We start from the raw sequence: 15050 nt of genomic DNA on the forward strand, positions 1-15050 counted from the left end.
ACCTCCTAGTTAAACCATGATTCACGCGCTTTCATGATCAATTGACCTGCAGTTTCAGCATTTAAACCTTCAATATCCGCGATATCATCGGTGGCTTGGTCTGCTAAATCATCAATCGTCACAATGCCACGACCGGCAAGTGCATAGGCAATCTCTTGTGTCATGCCTTGCATATTTAATAATGCTTCACTTGGCTCTTGAACATTTTCTTGTTGTTGCAGTGCATCCGCTAAAGCGGCTTCTTTGGCACGTGTTTGTAACAACTCAACTGTGTCCGCATCCAAATCGATTTCATCGAAAGTTTCTGCAGGCACATAAGCAATTTCTTCAAGTGAAGTAAAGCCCATTTCAACCAAAGCCATCGCCAGGCCTTCATCAATATCCAGACGGGTTACAAACATGTCTAGGTATTGCTGCGCTTCGTTTTGCTGGCGCGAGCGGTATTCATCTTCAAGCATCATATCAAGCTTAAAGCCAGTTAGTTCAGAAGCTAAACGTACATTTTGACCTTGTGAGCCAATCGCACGTGCTAACTGATCACTGGTTGCAAAAATAATATCTGCAGTTTTTGCATCTTCATCAATGACAATGCCTGATACATCAGCAGGTTCCAATGCGCTGGCAATATACTGTGCTGGATCATCTGACCACACCACAACATCGATACGCTCGCCATTCAATTCTGACTGAACTGCCTGAATACGCGTACCACGCATACCAATACATGCACCTACTGGGTCAATACGATGGTCGTTGGTTTTCACCGCAATTTTAGCACGGACTCCGGCTTGACGTGCAGCTGCTTTGATTTCAATAATTTCTTCAGAAATTTCTGGAATTTCTTTTTTCATTAAAGCAATCAGCATATCAGGATGTGAACGCGACAATAATAGCTGCGCACCGCGACCTTCACGATTCACTTCATAAAGAATCGCATTGACACGCTGTTTTGGACGTAAGATTTCCTTTGGAATCATTTGATCACGTGCCAAATATGCTTCTGCGTTGTCACCTAAATCAATGATAAAACCGTCTTTGGTTTGTTTTTTCACTTCACCATAGATCAACTCACCAACTTTAGCGGCATATGCATCAGCAATAAGCGCACGTTCTGCTTCACGAATTTTTTGCACAATCACTTGTTTCGCGATTTGGGCAGCAATACGACCAAATTCAATTGATTCAACTTCAAGCTCACGAATATCGCCGATTGACCATTTCGCTGGATCAACATCAGAAATTGCATCTTGGCAAGCAGGCATTTCATGATCTTCGTCTGCTACAACTTCCCATTGGCGGAAAGTGCGATAGTCACCAGTTTTACGGTCAATCTCAACGCGCAAACGTGCTTCTTCTGAATTTGTGCCTTCGTAGAATTTTTTCTTAGTCGCAGCAACAAGCGCTTGTTCAAGTGCTTCAAAGATGGCTTCGCGGCTTACACCTTTTTCATTACTGACCGTCTCTGCAACGGTAAGAATCTCACGACCCATAAGTCACCTATATCTCAGATTTTCTTAATAATTTAGTCTTGATAAACTAAGTTTGCTTTGTCGATATTATGACTATCGATTTCCAGTACCTGCTGTTTTTCCACTTCAACCTGAATGGTTTCCGCATCCAAATCCACCGCAACCAGTTTTGCCTGAAATTTACGGCGATTATCAACAGCACTGATTAAACGAAAAGCCACTTGTTGCCCGATATAATCTTGCAGTTGTGCCAATTGAAAAAATGGACGATCCCAACCTGGTGAAGACACTTCAAGTGCATATTCACCTGAAATCGGATCATGAACATCCAGCATTGCACCTACCTGCTGGGTAACACGGATACAATCTTCTACACCGACACCACGACCATGCTCAACTTCGCCATCTTCATTGATGACAGGTTCTGCATTTTCATCGGCTGGTTTATCAATATAGATACGTAATAAAGAACGCTTACCTTGAGGTAGAAATTCAATTCCCCAAAGGTCAACGCCACAAGCATGAACTGCAGGTGCGATTAGATCTTGTAACGCTTGGGTTTTATTTGATAGTTTCATGTACTCTCGTCATTTTTGTGCAATACAACAATCGGTGAACCACCGATACAACCTTTAGTAGTGAAACACGGTTTTTTGACCAATTGATGTCGACACTACACGATCGCCAATAAAAAAGGGCGTTAATTCGCCCCATCTGTCACAACGAGCAAAGCCCATTGTGCAAAAAGGCCCACCTGTATGTGAGCCTTCTCGAAAGAATCTTGGTAGCGGGAGCTGGATTTGAACCAACGACCTTCGGGTTATGAGCCCGACGAGCTACCAGACTGCTCCATCCCGCATTAACGATGCAATAGTTTAACTAAATTTTACTTTAGCTTCAATAAAGTTGCATACTTTATTGATTGGTAGCGGGAGCTGGATTTGAACCAACGACCTTCGGGTTATGAGCCCGACGAGCTACCAGACTGCTCCATCCCGCATCAACATAACTTACTTTCTGGTTTAAAGTAAGTTTTAAGTATCAGTTTACAACCGATTGGCGCATTGTATAGAAGACCCTACCTATACGCAAGCGATTTTGCACTTTTTTATTGCAATGTACTTCAACCTGACATTTTTTGTGCAATATCAATCTTTAAGCCACACAGAATGAAACAATATGAGTTAAAAGCAGATCAATACATCCAACTTTGTAAGAAAATACTTACATTATTTTACGGTTTTTGCGTCTACTGTAATTTTATACAGGCAATTAGTATAGCGCCATCAGCAAATGGAAATGAACAAAGGATTTGTTCACACATGGATTGTATGCTGAGTTGTCAATGGAACGACAAAGAATGGATGTAGCTAAACTGGACGTTTGACCAAGATATTCAACCCGAGCTTGCTCGGGTTTTATCTTTTTTGAGTTATCACTTTCTCACCTATCACTTCATTCTATATAATCGCGTGACTCTAATTTTAATTGTGCCCAGATGAATAATAATATTCTTATTATCACTCGAAATTTACCCCCATTAGTCGGTGGTATGGAGCGTTTAAACTGGCATATTGCAGATGAGTTATCTAAACAAAATAAAGTGACTATGATTAGCCACTCAGCAGCAAAAAAATTAGCTCCTAAAAATGTAAAATTCTATGAAGTTCCTTTGAGTCCACTCCCTCTTTTTCTTATTCTTAGTTTTATACGCGCTTTCTGGATTTGCATAACTCAACCTACTGATACTTTATTTGCAGGAAGTGGGCTTACTGCACCCATAGTTGTTTTACTGGCTAAAGTTTTTAGAAAAAAAAGTATTATTTATATACATGGACTAGATATAGGTACAAACAACAAGATCTATAATTTGTGTTGGGTTCCATTTATACGAAACGCTGATCAGGTCATTGCAAATAGTAGTCCAACATATGAGCTATGCTTAAAGAAGAAAGTCGTAAAAGGTAAGCTAAGTATCATTCATCCAGGCGTAACATATCCTCCAAAACCTAAGAATGAAGAGCTCATTCAGGGTCTTAAAGATAAATATAGTCTAAATGATAAAAAAATTTTGATTTCTGTAGGTCGACTGACAGAACGTAAAGGTATGAATGAGTTTATAGATCAATGCTTCTCAAAAGTCGTAGATACCCTACCAGACACTGTTTTAGTTATTATTGGAGATACTCCAAGCCAATCACTCAATAAAAACCTGCAATCTAAAGAGCTAATTTTAACTACAGCAAAAAAGCATAATCTAACGAACAATATTATATTTACTGGCAACATTCAGAATGATGACATACTTGCTAGTTTTTACTATTTGGCAGATCTACATGTTTTTCCAGTAAAACACATCCCTCATGACCCTGAAGGTTTTGGTATGGTTGCCATAGAAGCCGCAGCACATGGCACACCGACTGTTGCCTTTGCGACAGGTGGCATTGTTGACGCTGTAAAACAAAATTATTCGGGACTATTAATTACACCGAATGACTACACTCTATTTACCAACACCATTCTCGATGCACTCAAACCCCAAACTATATCAGCAGACAATTGCCAGCAATATGCTGCTCAATTTAGCTGGCAATCCTTAAATACAAAACTAGAGCAGACTATAAAATAAGATAACCATTCATCATCTGAATATTTTCAGACCAGTCTGGGATATGAACATCGAGCTTTTGATAGTGTTGTAACTGCCACATGACACGATCAGCCAATTGCCTGAAATTTCCTGATGAATAAAGTAATTCTTGATGTTGACCAACCAACTCAACCATATCCCCAATAGCAGTTGAAACAATGGTGAGTTCTGTTGCCAACATTTCATAGGCTTTTTGTGGAAAACAATACTGTCCAAAAGCATCATCAGGAATACATAACACTCCAACATCAAGAGCTTGGAATAGTGTTACCACTTGTTGATGAGACAGCAATCCTAAATATATCACACGCTCGTCTTGGGGAATTGGTGTTTGTGGCTCGATAGGACCAGCCAAGACTAGATGTATCTGGGGATCTCGCTGCTTAATGATTTCCCATGCTCGAAATAAATCCGTAATTCCCTTCATCTTGGTTAAACCACCTGCTGTACCAATGAGAGGAACATCGAGCGGTAAATTCAACTGTTGGCGCGCCTGTTGTTGATCTCCAACCTTAAATAAGGCTTTATCAATCACACTTGGTAATGCCAAAACATGTTTAACTGCTGGATGCTCGGTACGGATTTTTTTTGCCAAACTATGACTCGTAGTCGTCACCAAAGATGCCTGATCTAGCGCCTTATGGAACAAGTTCCTAAATAGAGGGATTTTAGCCTGACCATAAGATTCAAAATTATCATATAAATCTGCAACAAAGGGCTTATTCAGTTTTTTTGCCAACCATGCCCCCCAAATAATATGGGGAATATCCGAAGCAGCAATAATAATATCGGGCTGAAAATCAGCTATTTTCTTCAATAAATACAAAGGATAAAATAAAAGACCTGCTTTCTTGATACCCAAATAACTTTTTGAAGACCATATCAACTTTTTATGAGGTGTTGTTTCATCCCAAACACCTTCAGCATGAGACTGATAACTTAAACAGAAACAAGCCACCTCATGCCCAAGTAAACTCAATTGATGAGGCATTTCATATAAACGCGCATATTTGTCTAAAATGACATCTTTAGACATATATTGTCGTTTACACAAAAATGTGATTTTCAATTATTTTTGCTCCAAAATTTTACTCACAGCGTTCAACGCTGCACCAACTACTTGATCCATATTGTAATAGCGATACTCAGCCAGACGCCCAACGAACGTTACATTTTCCTCTGCATTTGCCAATGCTTGGTATTGCTTAAACAACTGTTCATTTTCAGTGCGAGGAATTGGATAGTACGGATCACCTTCCGCTGTTGGATACTCTCTCACAATTGACGTGGATGGAGCCTGCTGACCTGTTAAATGCTTAAATTCAGTAATTCGAGTAAAGTCATGATCATTTGGGTAATTAACTGTACCAACACTTTGATACTGTTCAATATTTAAGTTTTCATGTTCAAAACGTAGTGATCGATAAGGCAAATGTCCAAATCGATAATCATAAAATGCATCTATTGGACCCGTATAAATTAAGTGATCGTACTCAATACCTTGCGCAATAAGACCTTTATACTCCGTACTCAATTTGACCGTAATATTTGGATGATTCAGCATGTTTTCAAACATGACCGTATAACCCTGTAACGGCATCGCCTGATATGTGTCAGTAAAATAACGGTCATCGGTATTGGTTCGTGTTGGTATACGTGCGGCTACGCCTGCCTTTAACTGAGATGGATCTAGCCCCCACTGTTTTTTGGTGTAGTTGAGGAAGAATTTTTCATATAAATCACGCCCAACTGAGTTGAGTACTACATCTTCACTGGTCTGAACAGGGTCATGCGGTTCGCGAACTTTTTCAAAATACTCAGCAGCTTGTTGTTCAGTTAAATCTAAATCATAAAGCTGATTTAAGGTATCTCGGTTAATTGGAAATGGATACTCTTTTCCATTGACTATCCCACGCACCCGATGTTCATAAGGGCGCCACTGGGTAAATTGTGATAAATAATTAAAAATACGTTCACTATTGGTATGGAAAATATGTGGACCATATTGATGAATCAGAATGTCATGAGAATCTTTGACATCATAAGCATTACCACCAATATGATCTCGACGATCAACGACTAAAACTCGATGCCCTGCTTCTGCCAATTCACGTGCTGATACTGCACCTGCAAAGCCTGCCCCAACGATTAAAAATTTCATACAACCTTACCTTTATAAATCCCATTTATCATGACGTTTTCCTGTATTACAAAATACAGCATCATAAAAACCAGCAAAAAAAGCCTTTACTTGTTTTAGAGAGTTTTTTTCATTAAGCAAAGCTGCAAACAATCGAATAAATGATGCTGGAATCGTTTGTGTATAATATTTAAATCCATAATATTTTTTGGCGATTAAGAGTCGATTCCGTGTATCGTAATAACGCTTCCACGCTACCAAATTCAGACATGTAATTTTCTTCCCTAAAAAATTAAATTCATAACGATCTGATTTTGGATGTTCAATTTGGCTTTGCCCGCAAATAAAAATTTTGTGACCCACATGTTGTGCACGTATACAATATTCAACATCATCCGCTGCAATAAAATATGAAGCATCTGGCAAACCAATGTTTTGATAAATTTCTTTACTGGTTAAGAAACCTAGAAACGGCAAAGATTGCACTTCGGCTAGCTCAGAAACCTGTTTTTTTAGATGGACGGTCTTATTTTCAGCTAATAATGTGGTTGCCCATGCAGTATCCTCTCCATTTACAGCCAGCGAACCATAAATATGTTCAGGTGTTGCGTGCCGCATAATTTCTTCTAAAGCGGTAGGATGAGGAACAGCATCATCATCCATCATCCATACATAGTCTGCACCTTGCTCAAATGCATACTGCATACCAGCAGAAAAACCACCTGCCCCACCCGTATTTTCGCTCAAAGCAATTAACTGAACTTTTGGCTGCTCTAACCAACCATTTTGTTTTAATGTTTCAATTGTTCCATCTGTTGAAGCATTGTCAACAATCAAGATTTTTGATGGCTGCTGTGTTTGTGCTGATAATGCTTGTAGACATTGCAACAATAATTGCTTCCTATTGAATGTAACAACAACAACCATAAAATTTTGCATAATTTATCTCAAATCTTCCGAATATAAGAGCTACAACCTAGCTTATATTTCAACCGCCTAAGTTGATGATTCATCCATCGTTTAGGCAACATTAACCATTCTATAATAAGTGGATGAATCCAATTAGGTAGTTTCTGAAAAAATGGATCACTTGGTCGTGAATTTGGATCGAGTGTTCGTGCATATAACCCAATTTTAGTCCAATAAATTGGGTTAAAATAAAAACCACCATGTATAGCTGACCATAAACCAGTTGCTGAGATATTCTGTAAGTCTTTAGATAATCTATTGTCTTTTTTTAAAATATCTATTGTTTCCAAAATAGATATACACCTATTTTTATAATAAACCGGATGACTAATAGAAAAGGATAATCTTGTAAGATTATGCTGATACCATATAGCAACGATATCATTGCCTTTGATCCATTTTATTTTTTGACTAGCAGCAATACTTCTCATCCAATTTTCGTCTTCAGTAATAGAAATATTTTCATCCCATCTTAATTTTTTAATAATCTTAATTTTATAAGATGTTGCAAATGTTAAAGCAGGGCAATATGCACTTAGAGTAGCTGCACAATAATCATCTATATCAATAGGATTAATTATCTGATAGCGTTTAAGATCATCCTCAATCGCTCCAGCATATGTACTTAAATCGGCATCTGAATTATATAACTCAATATATTGCTTGTAGGCTACTTCAGGTATTAAGTAATCATCATCATCCAAGAAGCGAATTAATTCTCCTTGTGCAATAGAAAGTCCATAATTCCTTGCCTTAGAAACATTCCCTTCCTCTAATTTATAGTATTTGACCAAAGGATGTTGGAAGGATGAACTCTCATCAAAAACTACGCCAGACTTTCCATTCAAAATCACAAGGATTTCTGTTTGGATTCTTTCATCATCAATCAGCGCACTTTTAATTGCTCGTTTTAAAAGTTGAGGGCGGCGGCCTGCACTAGGTATAATCACGCTAACAATTCTTGGCATATTAGAGGGCCTTATAACCGACGATTCTTCTTGGTGATGAATCTAAAGACTCTGGTGACAAGACGCAGTGGTGCGGTTAGTTCCCAAGAAAATGACGATTGGATTTTCTCCATAATCCATCTAGCCTCCTGCTCAGAATCAGGAATCATATCTGGTGGGCACTGAGTACCTTTCAATACTCTATATAGTATCCCTCTCATTACCTTCATGAGGCGCCATGATAAAGAGTTATAATAGCTAGCACATAAATTCCGATAGTAAAAGACATCCTCCCTTGAATAAGTTACTGTTTCTACCTCAAGCGCCCACCACCCAAAATGAGCAATCTTCAGATCCTTGATATAATTACTTGCTTCAAACCACTCTTGCTGTTTTCGCTTGTAATCAATTTTACTCTCTCCACCTGAAATAATAGTATTGCTGTTCCCTTCTCGAATACAATATTGAACTGTTTCTAATGGAATATAAGATGGCTTATATTTATATGCCAATTGCAGTAAAAAGTCATAATCCTCATGCTTTGCTAACCGTTCATTAAAGCTATGGAGATCACTTATCCTGAAAGTATCAATAACAAATGCATGGATAGGTATAAAGTTTTTGGTTAAATGCTCCAGAAATGAATAATAATTTCCATGAAAAAGATTAGACCTAAGCCTTAATTGATTATCTGTATTATAAAGAGCTCTTTCACAATTAGTAAAGCACCAAACTAAAGTGCTATTTTCTAAATTTGAAACACACATTTTGAAATGATCGGGGTAAACCTTATCATCATCATCCATAAATGATAAATATCTACCTGTAGCATTATCGATCCCGATATTTAATGATTTTGACCTTGCATCAAAATCAGAATAATGATGAATAAATTTTATTTTTTTAGCAAAAAAAATAGACCATCTCGATAAAACAAGCTCTATTGAACTTAAATCTTGATTATTGATTGTTGTCTGACATATAACAATAACCTCAAGATCAGAATAATTTTGCCCGCTCAAAATAAATAGACATTTATCTAAAAAATTATGCCTATCTGGCATAGTCCGAACAATTATAGAGACCGTCTTATTCATATTAAACTTTCTTCCACATTGGCTTACTAAAATTTAAGCCATAATTAAAATTAGGACTAACACTCCCAACACTTTTGCGTGACTGTTTTGTTATATTTATCATATTTTTTTCAACTAATTGTACGGCATTACTAGAAATTTCCATTAAAATCTTTCTAGAAAAATTATAAAAACTCCTAGACCGCCATTTATAGGCCAAGATCATAGCAGATTTCCAAATCTCTATATGTCTACTCTTCCTATCTTCTGCAAAATGAAAAAAAAGTGCCGTACTACATGTAAAACATTGAATATTATTAGCTCTTGCACGCCAAGAAATATCAACATCTTCACAATATAGGAAGAAATCCTCATCAAACCCATTTAAATACTTATAGATACTCTTAGACATTAACAAACATGCACCAGAACACCAATCTGTAAGACCTGTATTAGGATCATAATATTTAGGATGCATAATTGGCTCTTGAATCGCTTCAAACAAGCCATTCCAATTTTTACTTTTTGCTAAAGTTAATAAGTTCTCAAGACAAGTTGGATGCATGAAACCATCTGGATTTAGTGCAAGATAAAAATCAGAGGTGGAATGATTTACAAGGTTATTATGACCTCCTCCGAAGCCTTTATTTTCGCCCTTCAAAACAACTAGATTGAAACTTAGGTTATTTTGGGATTCCTTCCACTGAAGTATATAATCTGCATTTTCTCCCGTTCCTTGATCAATTACTATTACTTCAGGTATTTGAGCTATAGCTGTCTGGTTTAAAATACCTCTAAAGCATTTTAGAATATCATCGGTAGAATTGTTATAAAAAATAATTCCTATTGCTACAGTAGGATACATCACTATTCCGCCATAAAAGTGTTTAACTAAACATTACTGATCCATAAAAATCATATTTTAACATTAAAAAACATCATGTTCCCTCAACCATATCCCCAACTGGGTTACCACATACGCCTGCTTTGGGTAACTAATTACCTCAGGATACAAATACTGTAGAAACATTTCTACTCCTACAAAATATTCAAATGTTGTAACTTAAATACTGCCATTTATCTACTTCAATAGAATGTCAATTGTCTTGTTGATTGAAGAAGAACTTGTACCTATTAACATAAGAACTTATATCCAAATTAGAATCATGGCGTACTGTGCTATAGTCAGTATATTTAACTTGATTTCCGCTCTATAGACGCTAATCTTATTAAGTAAAAGTTCTGAAAAATTCAATAATGATAAATATATAATATTTTTAGAACAATCTCATTTCCCCAGTATTATCATACCATTACACCTTGCCACAGCACTCTCTCGATGAGCAATAATCACCATCGTTTTTTCCCCACTCAATCCTTGAATTGCCTCATTTACCGCTTGCTCTGTTTCTGTGTCTAAAGCACTAGTTGCTTCATCCATAAATAACACTTGTGGGTCTCTATATAAAGCCCGAGCAATCCCGATACGTTGACGCTGTCCACCAGAAAGCATAACCCCACGCTCGCCTACAAAAGTATCATAACTATCTTTTAAATTATTTACGATAAACTCATGAATTTGTGCTGCTTTTGCTGCTTTTATAACAGCATTCATATCAATATTATCTTTTGGAACACCAAATGCAATATTTTGAGCAACGGTATCATCTGCTAAGTAAATAAATTGAGGAATATAGCCGACCAAGTTCTGCCACGAATGCACATTGGTTTTATTGATAACAATACCATCTACCAATAACTCTCCCTGCTGTGGTTCCAAAAGTCCAAGCAATATATCCATCAGCGTACTTTTACCAGAACCGCTTTTTCCAATAATTCCAATACTACTCTTACAAGGAATAATGAGACTAAATTTCTCTAATACGTTTTTATGTGGATCACTTGGATAAGCGTAACTTACATTTCGTAGTTCAATTTGATGCTTAAATTTTAATTGTAGATGATCCTGCTTTGGATCTAATTGAGTAGGCAAATACAAATCATCTAATATTTTATTGGCTGAATCTAAAGAAAAACGCATACTTGATATTGCACGATAAATATTTTGTGCTGCAGGCAACATACGATATGCAGCAAAACCAAATAAGCCCAATGATGGTAATATTGTAGAAATATTTTGATTATTCAATACTAAACCTATTGCTAAACCGATAATTGCACAATACCCCATTGCTTCAACTAACAATAAAGGAATATTCCCAACGGTTTGATTAGCGGCTAAATGTCTTGCAAAAATTCGAGATTGCTCTTGGAAATGCTTTAAATACCCTTGATCTGCATGATTAATTTTAACATCTTTGATACCACCTAAGACTTCATTACAGGCTTTATAGCGTTCACTATTAGCATAATGAAACTCTTGACCAATTCGACCTAAAAATTTTCTTACACCCAAGTAAATTAAAACATATACCATTAAAAACAAAATAAATGCAGTGATTGCCATATATGGGTTATGCATAAATATCAACATAATCATAGCAAAAATAACCAGACCATAAGATATTATGATCATGATAGGCTGAATAATATTGTCAACTAGCTGATCAATCTGTGAAAGAATATTTTTTGTTAGTTCGGAACTATTTTTCTGAATAAAAAATTCATAATCTTGCTTTAAATATATCGAAAGTAATCGAGTCGATAAATAATGGCGCTGTAAACTTACAAAGCGACTTGTTCCATAAGAATGAATCACTTTAAAAATAGCTGACAGAATAATCAGTGCCATTGAAACCAAGCCTAATTTAATAATAAAATTAGTATAAGATGTAGCATTTAAAAATTCATAAAAATAATGAAATTTCTGATCATTTTGAATAATATTAGGGCTAGAAAGAACGGCTAAAAATGGCATAATCGAAATCACACCAAGTGTTTCTAAAAATGCCATTAGAATAGTTAAAATAAGAACGATAACAAATTTTCTTTTTTCTAATTGAGTTAACGTTTTCCACAAGCGATAAATAATATCCAACATCTTAACTATTCACTATCTTTATACATAAGGCTAGTAATCTGTTCTGAAATAAGCCCCATCAGAAAAACCATAATACTTCCCGTATATAATAAAGCACTCATATTGGTAAAGCGGCTATACTCATACAATGTATAACCATACCAACCAGTTGCTATCATAAATAATAAAATAGCAATAGGTAGAAACATTTTTAGAGGTGAGTATAATGTTGCTATCTTAAAAATAATGAGTACAAAACGCGTACCATCTCGCAATAAGCGAATATGGCTTTTGCCTATACGCTTTGCCGCATGAATTGGAATATAAGTAACCGAATACCCAGCTCTAAAAAAAGCCATAGTACTTGTTGTTGGATAAGAAAAACCATTAGGTAACAGATACAAAAACTCACGAAATTTTTCGGCTCTCACTGCCCGAAAACCAGAAGTTAAATCTTCGACCTGATGTTCTGTCATATAAGTTGCAAGCTTATTATAAAAAGCATTGGCAAAACCACGCCCAAGACTTGCTTGCGATCCTTTTTGACGAGCTCCCACAACTAAATCATAACCTTGTTCTAATTTTTTTATAAATTGAGGAATATCATTTGGATCATGCTGACCATCAGCATCCATAAATATAATAATTTCACCTTGAGCATGACGGGCACCTGTTTTAATCGCAGCACCATTTCCTTTGGAATATGGATGCGAAATCACTTTTGCTCCCGCCTGTTCTGCAACTTGTTTTGTTTGGTCGGTAGAGCCATCATTGACTACAATAATTTCATATGCGAGTTGTAGTCGTTGGATCTGTGCAATAGTTTGACCAATTGCACCAGCCTCATTTTTAGCAGGAAGCACAACACTGATTTTCATGATGCAACCTTACCTAATCCAGCATGTAAATCATTTAACATATCATGTCTTGTCTGCTTTATAGTCGTATCATAATAAAGATGTGATTTTTTTAACGTATTTTCTGGTTGGTTTTTATAAACAGTTTCCGTTTGTTGAAGTAACTTTAGAGCATGTTGTAAATATCCAGCATTTCCTAATAAGATAACCATGTTTAAACCATCTTCTACATCTCTAGATAAAGTCAATGATTTACTAAAATATTGATAGGCAAGTTCTGGTTTATGCTGCACTGTCAAAATTCGACCTTGTAGAAAAATAATATAACTACGAAAGTCTTTAATATTTAAGTATGATGGATTTTTTAATGTTGTACTTAATATACCTAATAAATCATCACCAAATTTTTCAATAATCTGTGGTTGCCCTAAAGCATAAAAAGTTAAATCTCGAATAGCAATCGCAGCTTGTGTATCTGCTCTTTGTGTAATCACTTGCTGTTTGAGCCTAATAAAATCTTGTTGAGTCACTGCACCTTCTTGCATTTTTTGCATGAGTAATTGCGATGCAAGTAATCCACTTTCAGGGCGTTTGACTAAAGCACGCTCAACAACTGCATTGGCTTCTTTGTACTTCCCGCTATTTGCTAAAAAGACGGCAATAACACTTTGTGCTCGAGGTGAGTTTGGGCTATTTTGCGCCCAATACAGCATAAGTTTATTTGAGTCAGACCACAATGTCGCTCTCTGCCATGTCATCATAGATAAGAATGCTAAAAGTAATACGCTAATAAACACAACCACACTTGGTTTTATTTGTTCAGATAATGCATATAAACCTATTGCAATCGGCAAAAATAAAAATATCGCTGCAACATAATTACGGTGTTCAAAGTAAAGTTCTAAACCTATAAAAGTCGACTCCATGAGATGAGCTGCAAAGAAGAATAGAATTGCCAGTGCTATATAAGGATTCTTTTTTCGAATAAATAAAGCAGTGATGAATAATAATGATAAAAATAAAATCGAAAACAGTGTGCTTGGTGGAGATAGCCAACCTTTGGATACTAAAAAACCATCCTGAAAAAAACCATATCCTTCAATACGTGGAATAAACAATTGCCCTAAATAACCAACAACTATTCGCCCTTCGGTAAGTAGTCTTTCAATTTGATTAAAATTACGGCTAGGCCATGGATCGGGTGAAAAATCAATATAACGTAAAAGTACAACGGCTATTACAATAGAAGGTAACCACAAACACACAGCTCTCCATTGCCATATTGGCTTATTATTTTTATTTGGGTTACAAAATTCAATTACCAAAACCAGCAATGGCAATAATGCACCATTTTCTTTACTAAAAGTCGCCAATATCGTACCCAGAGCAATCGAAACAGTCATTAGGGTATACGCAAAATAAGGCCTTGTTGTAATTAAAGCACGCCCTTTAAAATATCCAATTAAAGCCAGTAATGTAAATAACAATGGCAATTGTGCCATACGCTGAATCACATACAGTGTTGTGGACAGCATAAGTGGATGCAGTAACCAAAAACTTGCAGTTAACAAGGCAATCCATTTTATTTTTTGTTGTTTTGGTTCACCATAAGCCAGCTGCAATAAGCAGGTGACCCAATATAACAGTACACCACAGAGTAAATGGATGATTAGATTGATCACTTTAAACGGCAAAGCATTACCCGCAAACCAAGCGCCTGCTTGAGGGACAAATGTCAATAATGCAATAGGGCGATGCGTCGGTCCTGCAACCCCATTCAGTACAAATGTTTTTGCACTTTCCCATTGGTGCAAATCACCATATTTACTCATTTCACCTAAATTAGGAAAATCATCAAACAAAAATCCTCCTTTTAATCCAGGGAAATAAACAAAAACCGTCAACAGCAATATAAAAAATAGAATAATCACTGGTAATAAACGATTTCTTAGCATTTCATTC

General features: G+C 36.3%; 12 protein-coding genes and 2 tRNA genes. 1 reads left to right on the plus strand and 13 read right to left on the minus strand.

Features of this window, described 5'->3' with window-relative positions; all coding sequences use genetic code 11:
• Positions 1-5: 5 nt before the first annotated feature.
• The 4 genes from nusA to ACX1N5_RS03000 all read right to left on the minus strand — a co-directional run bounded on the left by nusA (position 6) and on the right by ACX1N5_RS03000 (position 2469).
• Positions 6-1490 (minus strand): transcription termination factor NusA, encoded by a 1485-nt coding sequence (gene nusA, locus ACX1N5_RS02985; protein ID WP_004754509.1) that lies wholly within the window; start codon positions 1488-1490, stop codon positions 6-8.
• 32 nt (positions 1491-1522) lie between these two features.
• The gene (gene rimP, locus ACX1N5_RS02990; RefSeq protein ID WP_458799633.1) at positions 1523-2047 is read right to left on the minus strand and encodes a ribosome maturation factor RimP; all 525 of its coding nucleotides are present in this window, start codon (positions 2045-2047) and stop codon (positions 1523-1525) included.
• A 204-nt stretch (positions 2048-2251) separates the two neighbouring features.
• A tRNA-Met gene (locus tag ACX1N5_RS02995) sits at positions 2252-2328 on the minus strand.
• A gap of 64 nt (positions 2329-2392) precedes the next feature.
• Positions 2393-2469, minus strand: a tRNA-Met gene (locus tag ACX1N5_RS03000).
• A gap of 498 nt (positions 2470-2967) precedes the next feature.
• Here ACX1N5_RS03000 and ACX1N5_RS03005 point away from each other — a divergent pair.
• Positions 2968-4098 carry a glycosyltransferase family 4 protein gene (locus tag ACX1N5_RS03005; protein ID WP_458799631.1) on the plus strand — a complete coding sequence of 377 codons (1131 nt, stop codon included), beginning with the start codon at positions 2968-2970 and terminating at the stop codon, positions 4096-4098.
• On the opposite strand, the gene ACX1N5_RS03010 is transcribed toward ACX1N5_RS03005, so the two are convergent.
• The 9 genes from ACX1N5_RS03010 to ACX1N5_RS03050 all read right to left on the minus strand — a co-directional run bounded on the left by ACX1N5_RS03010 (position 4088) and on the right by ACX1N5_RS03050 (position 15043).
• Entirely contained in the window at positions 4088-5155 is a 1068-nt protein-coding gene (locus ACX1N5_RS03010; protein ID WP_458799629.1) for a glycosyltransferase family 4 protein, read from the minus strand. The two genes, ACX1N5_RS03005 and ACX1N5_RS03010, sit on opposite strands and share 11 nt — an antisense overlap.
• Before the next feature lie 33 nt (positions 5156-5188).
• Positions 5189-6280, minus strand: a complete 1092-nt coding sequence (gene glf / locus ACX1N5_RS03015; protein ID WP_458799627.1) for a UDP-galactopyranose mutase — start codon at positions 6278-6280, stop codon at positions 5189-5191.
• A gap of 12 nt (positions 6281-6292) precedes the next feature.
• Positions 6293-7198: a glycosyltransferase family 2 protein gene (locus ACX1N5_RS03020; RefSeq protein WP_458799626.1), complete on the minus strand. Its 906-nt coding sequence runs from the start codon at positions 7196-7198 to the stop codon at positions 6293-6295.
• 8 nt (positions 7199-7206) lie between these two features.
• Positions 7207-8196, minus strand: a complete 990-nt coding sequence (locus ACX1N5_RS03025) for a glycosyltransferase family 2 protein (RefSeq protein ID WP_458799624.1) — start codon at positions 8194-8196, stop codon at positions 7207-7209.
• Between the two features lie 11 nt (positions 8197-8207).
• A complete protein-coding gene (locus tag ACX1N5_RS03030) occupies positions 8208-9272 on the minus strand; it encodes a glycosyltransferase family 2 protein (protein ID WP_458799622.1) in 1065 nt (354 codons plus the stop codon).
• Position 9273: 1 nt separating this feature from the next.
• Positions 9274-10116 (minus strand): glycosyltransferase family 2 protein, encoded by an 843-nt coding sequence (locus tag ACX1N5_RS03035; protein WP_458799620.1) that lies wholly within the window; start codon positions 10114-10116, stop codon positions 9274-9276.
• Positions 10117-10539: 423 nt separating this feature from the next.
• A complete protein-coding gene (locus tag ACX1N5_RS03040; RefSeq protein WP_458799618.1) occupies positions 10540-12252 on the minus strand; it encodes an ABC transporter ATP-binding protein in 1713 nt (570 codons plus the stop codon).
• A 5-nt stretch (positions 12253-12257) separates the two neighbouring features.
• Positions 12258-13109, minus strand: coding sequence for a glycosyltransferase family 2 protein (locus ACX1N5_RS03045; RefSeq protein WP_458799616.1), 852 nt, complete (start codon positions 13107-13109; stop codon positions 12258-12260).
• Positions 13106-15043, minus strand: a complete 1938-nt coding sequence (locus ACX1N5_RS03050) for a hypothetical protein (RefSeq protein ID WP_458799614.1) — start codon at positions 15041-15043, stop codon at positions 13106-13108. The genes ACX1N5_RS03045 and ACX1N5_RS03050 overlap by 4 nt, the downstream gene beginning before the upstream one ends.
• Positions 15044-15050: the final 7 nt, after the last annotated feature.

It is taken from the genome of Acinetobacter sp. ANC 4636, assembly GCF_054454555.1.

Excerpts from the sequence above, each read along its gene's own strand:
- nusA (WP_004754509.1), bottom strand. The coding sequence starts at position 1,490 with ATGGGTCGTGAGATTCTTACCGTTGCAGAGACGGTCAGTAATGAAAAA.
- glf (WP_458799627.1), bottom strand. The coding sequence starts at position 6,280 with ATGAAATTTTTAATCGTTGGGGCAGGCTTTGCAGGTGCAGTATCAGCA.
- ACX1N5_RS03050 (WP_458799614.1), bottom strand. The coding sequence starts at position 15,043 with ATGCTAAGAAATCGTTTATTACCAGTGATTATTCTATTTTTTATATTG.
- ACX1N5_RS03040 (WP_458799618.1), bottom strand. The coding sequence starts at position 12,252 with ATGTTGGATATTATTTATCGCTTGTGGAAAACGTTAACTCAATTAGAA.
- ACX1N5_RS03045 (WP_458799616.1), bottom strand. The coding sequence starts at position 13,109 with ATGAAAATCAGTGTTGTGCTTCCTGCTAAAAATGAGGCTGGTGCAATT.
- ACX1N5_RS03020 (WP_458799626.1), bottom strand. The coding sequence starts at position 7,198 with ATGCAAAATTTTATGGTTGTTGTTGTTACATTCAATAGGAAGCAATTA.
- ACX1N5_RS03035 (WP_458799620.1), bottom strand. The coding sequence starts at position 10,116 with ATGTATCCTACTGTAGCAATAGGAATTATTTTTTATAACAATTCTACC.
- ACX1N5_RS03030 (WP_458799622.1), bottom strand. The coding sequence starts at position 9,272 with ATGAATAAGACGGTCTCTATAATTGTTCGGACTATGCCAGATAGGCAT.
- ACX1N5_RS03005 (WP_458799631.1), top strand. The coding sequence starts at position 2,968 with ATGAATAATAATATTCTTATTATCACTCGAAATTTACCCCCATTAGTC.
- rimP (WP_458799633.1), bottom strand. The coding sequence starts at position 2,047 with ATGAAACTATCAAATAAAACCCAAGCGTTACAAGATCTAATCGCACCT.
- ACX1N5_RS03010 (WP_458799629.1), bottom strand. The coding sequence starts at position 5,155 with ATGTCTAAAGATGTCATTTTAGACAAATATGCGCGTTTATATGAAATG.
- ACX1N5_RS03025 (WP_458799624.1), bottom strand. The coding sequence starts at position 8,196 with ATGCCAAGAATTGTTAGCGTGATTATACCTAGTGCAGGCCGCCGCCCT.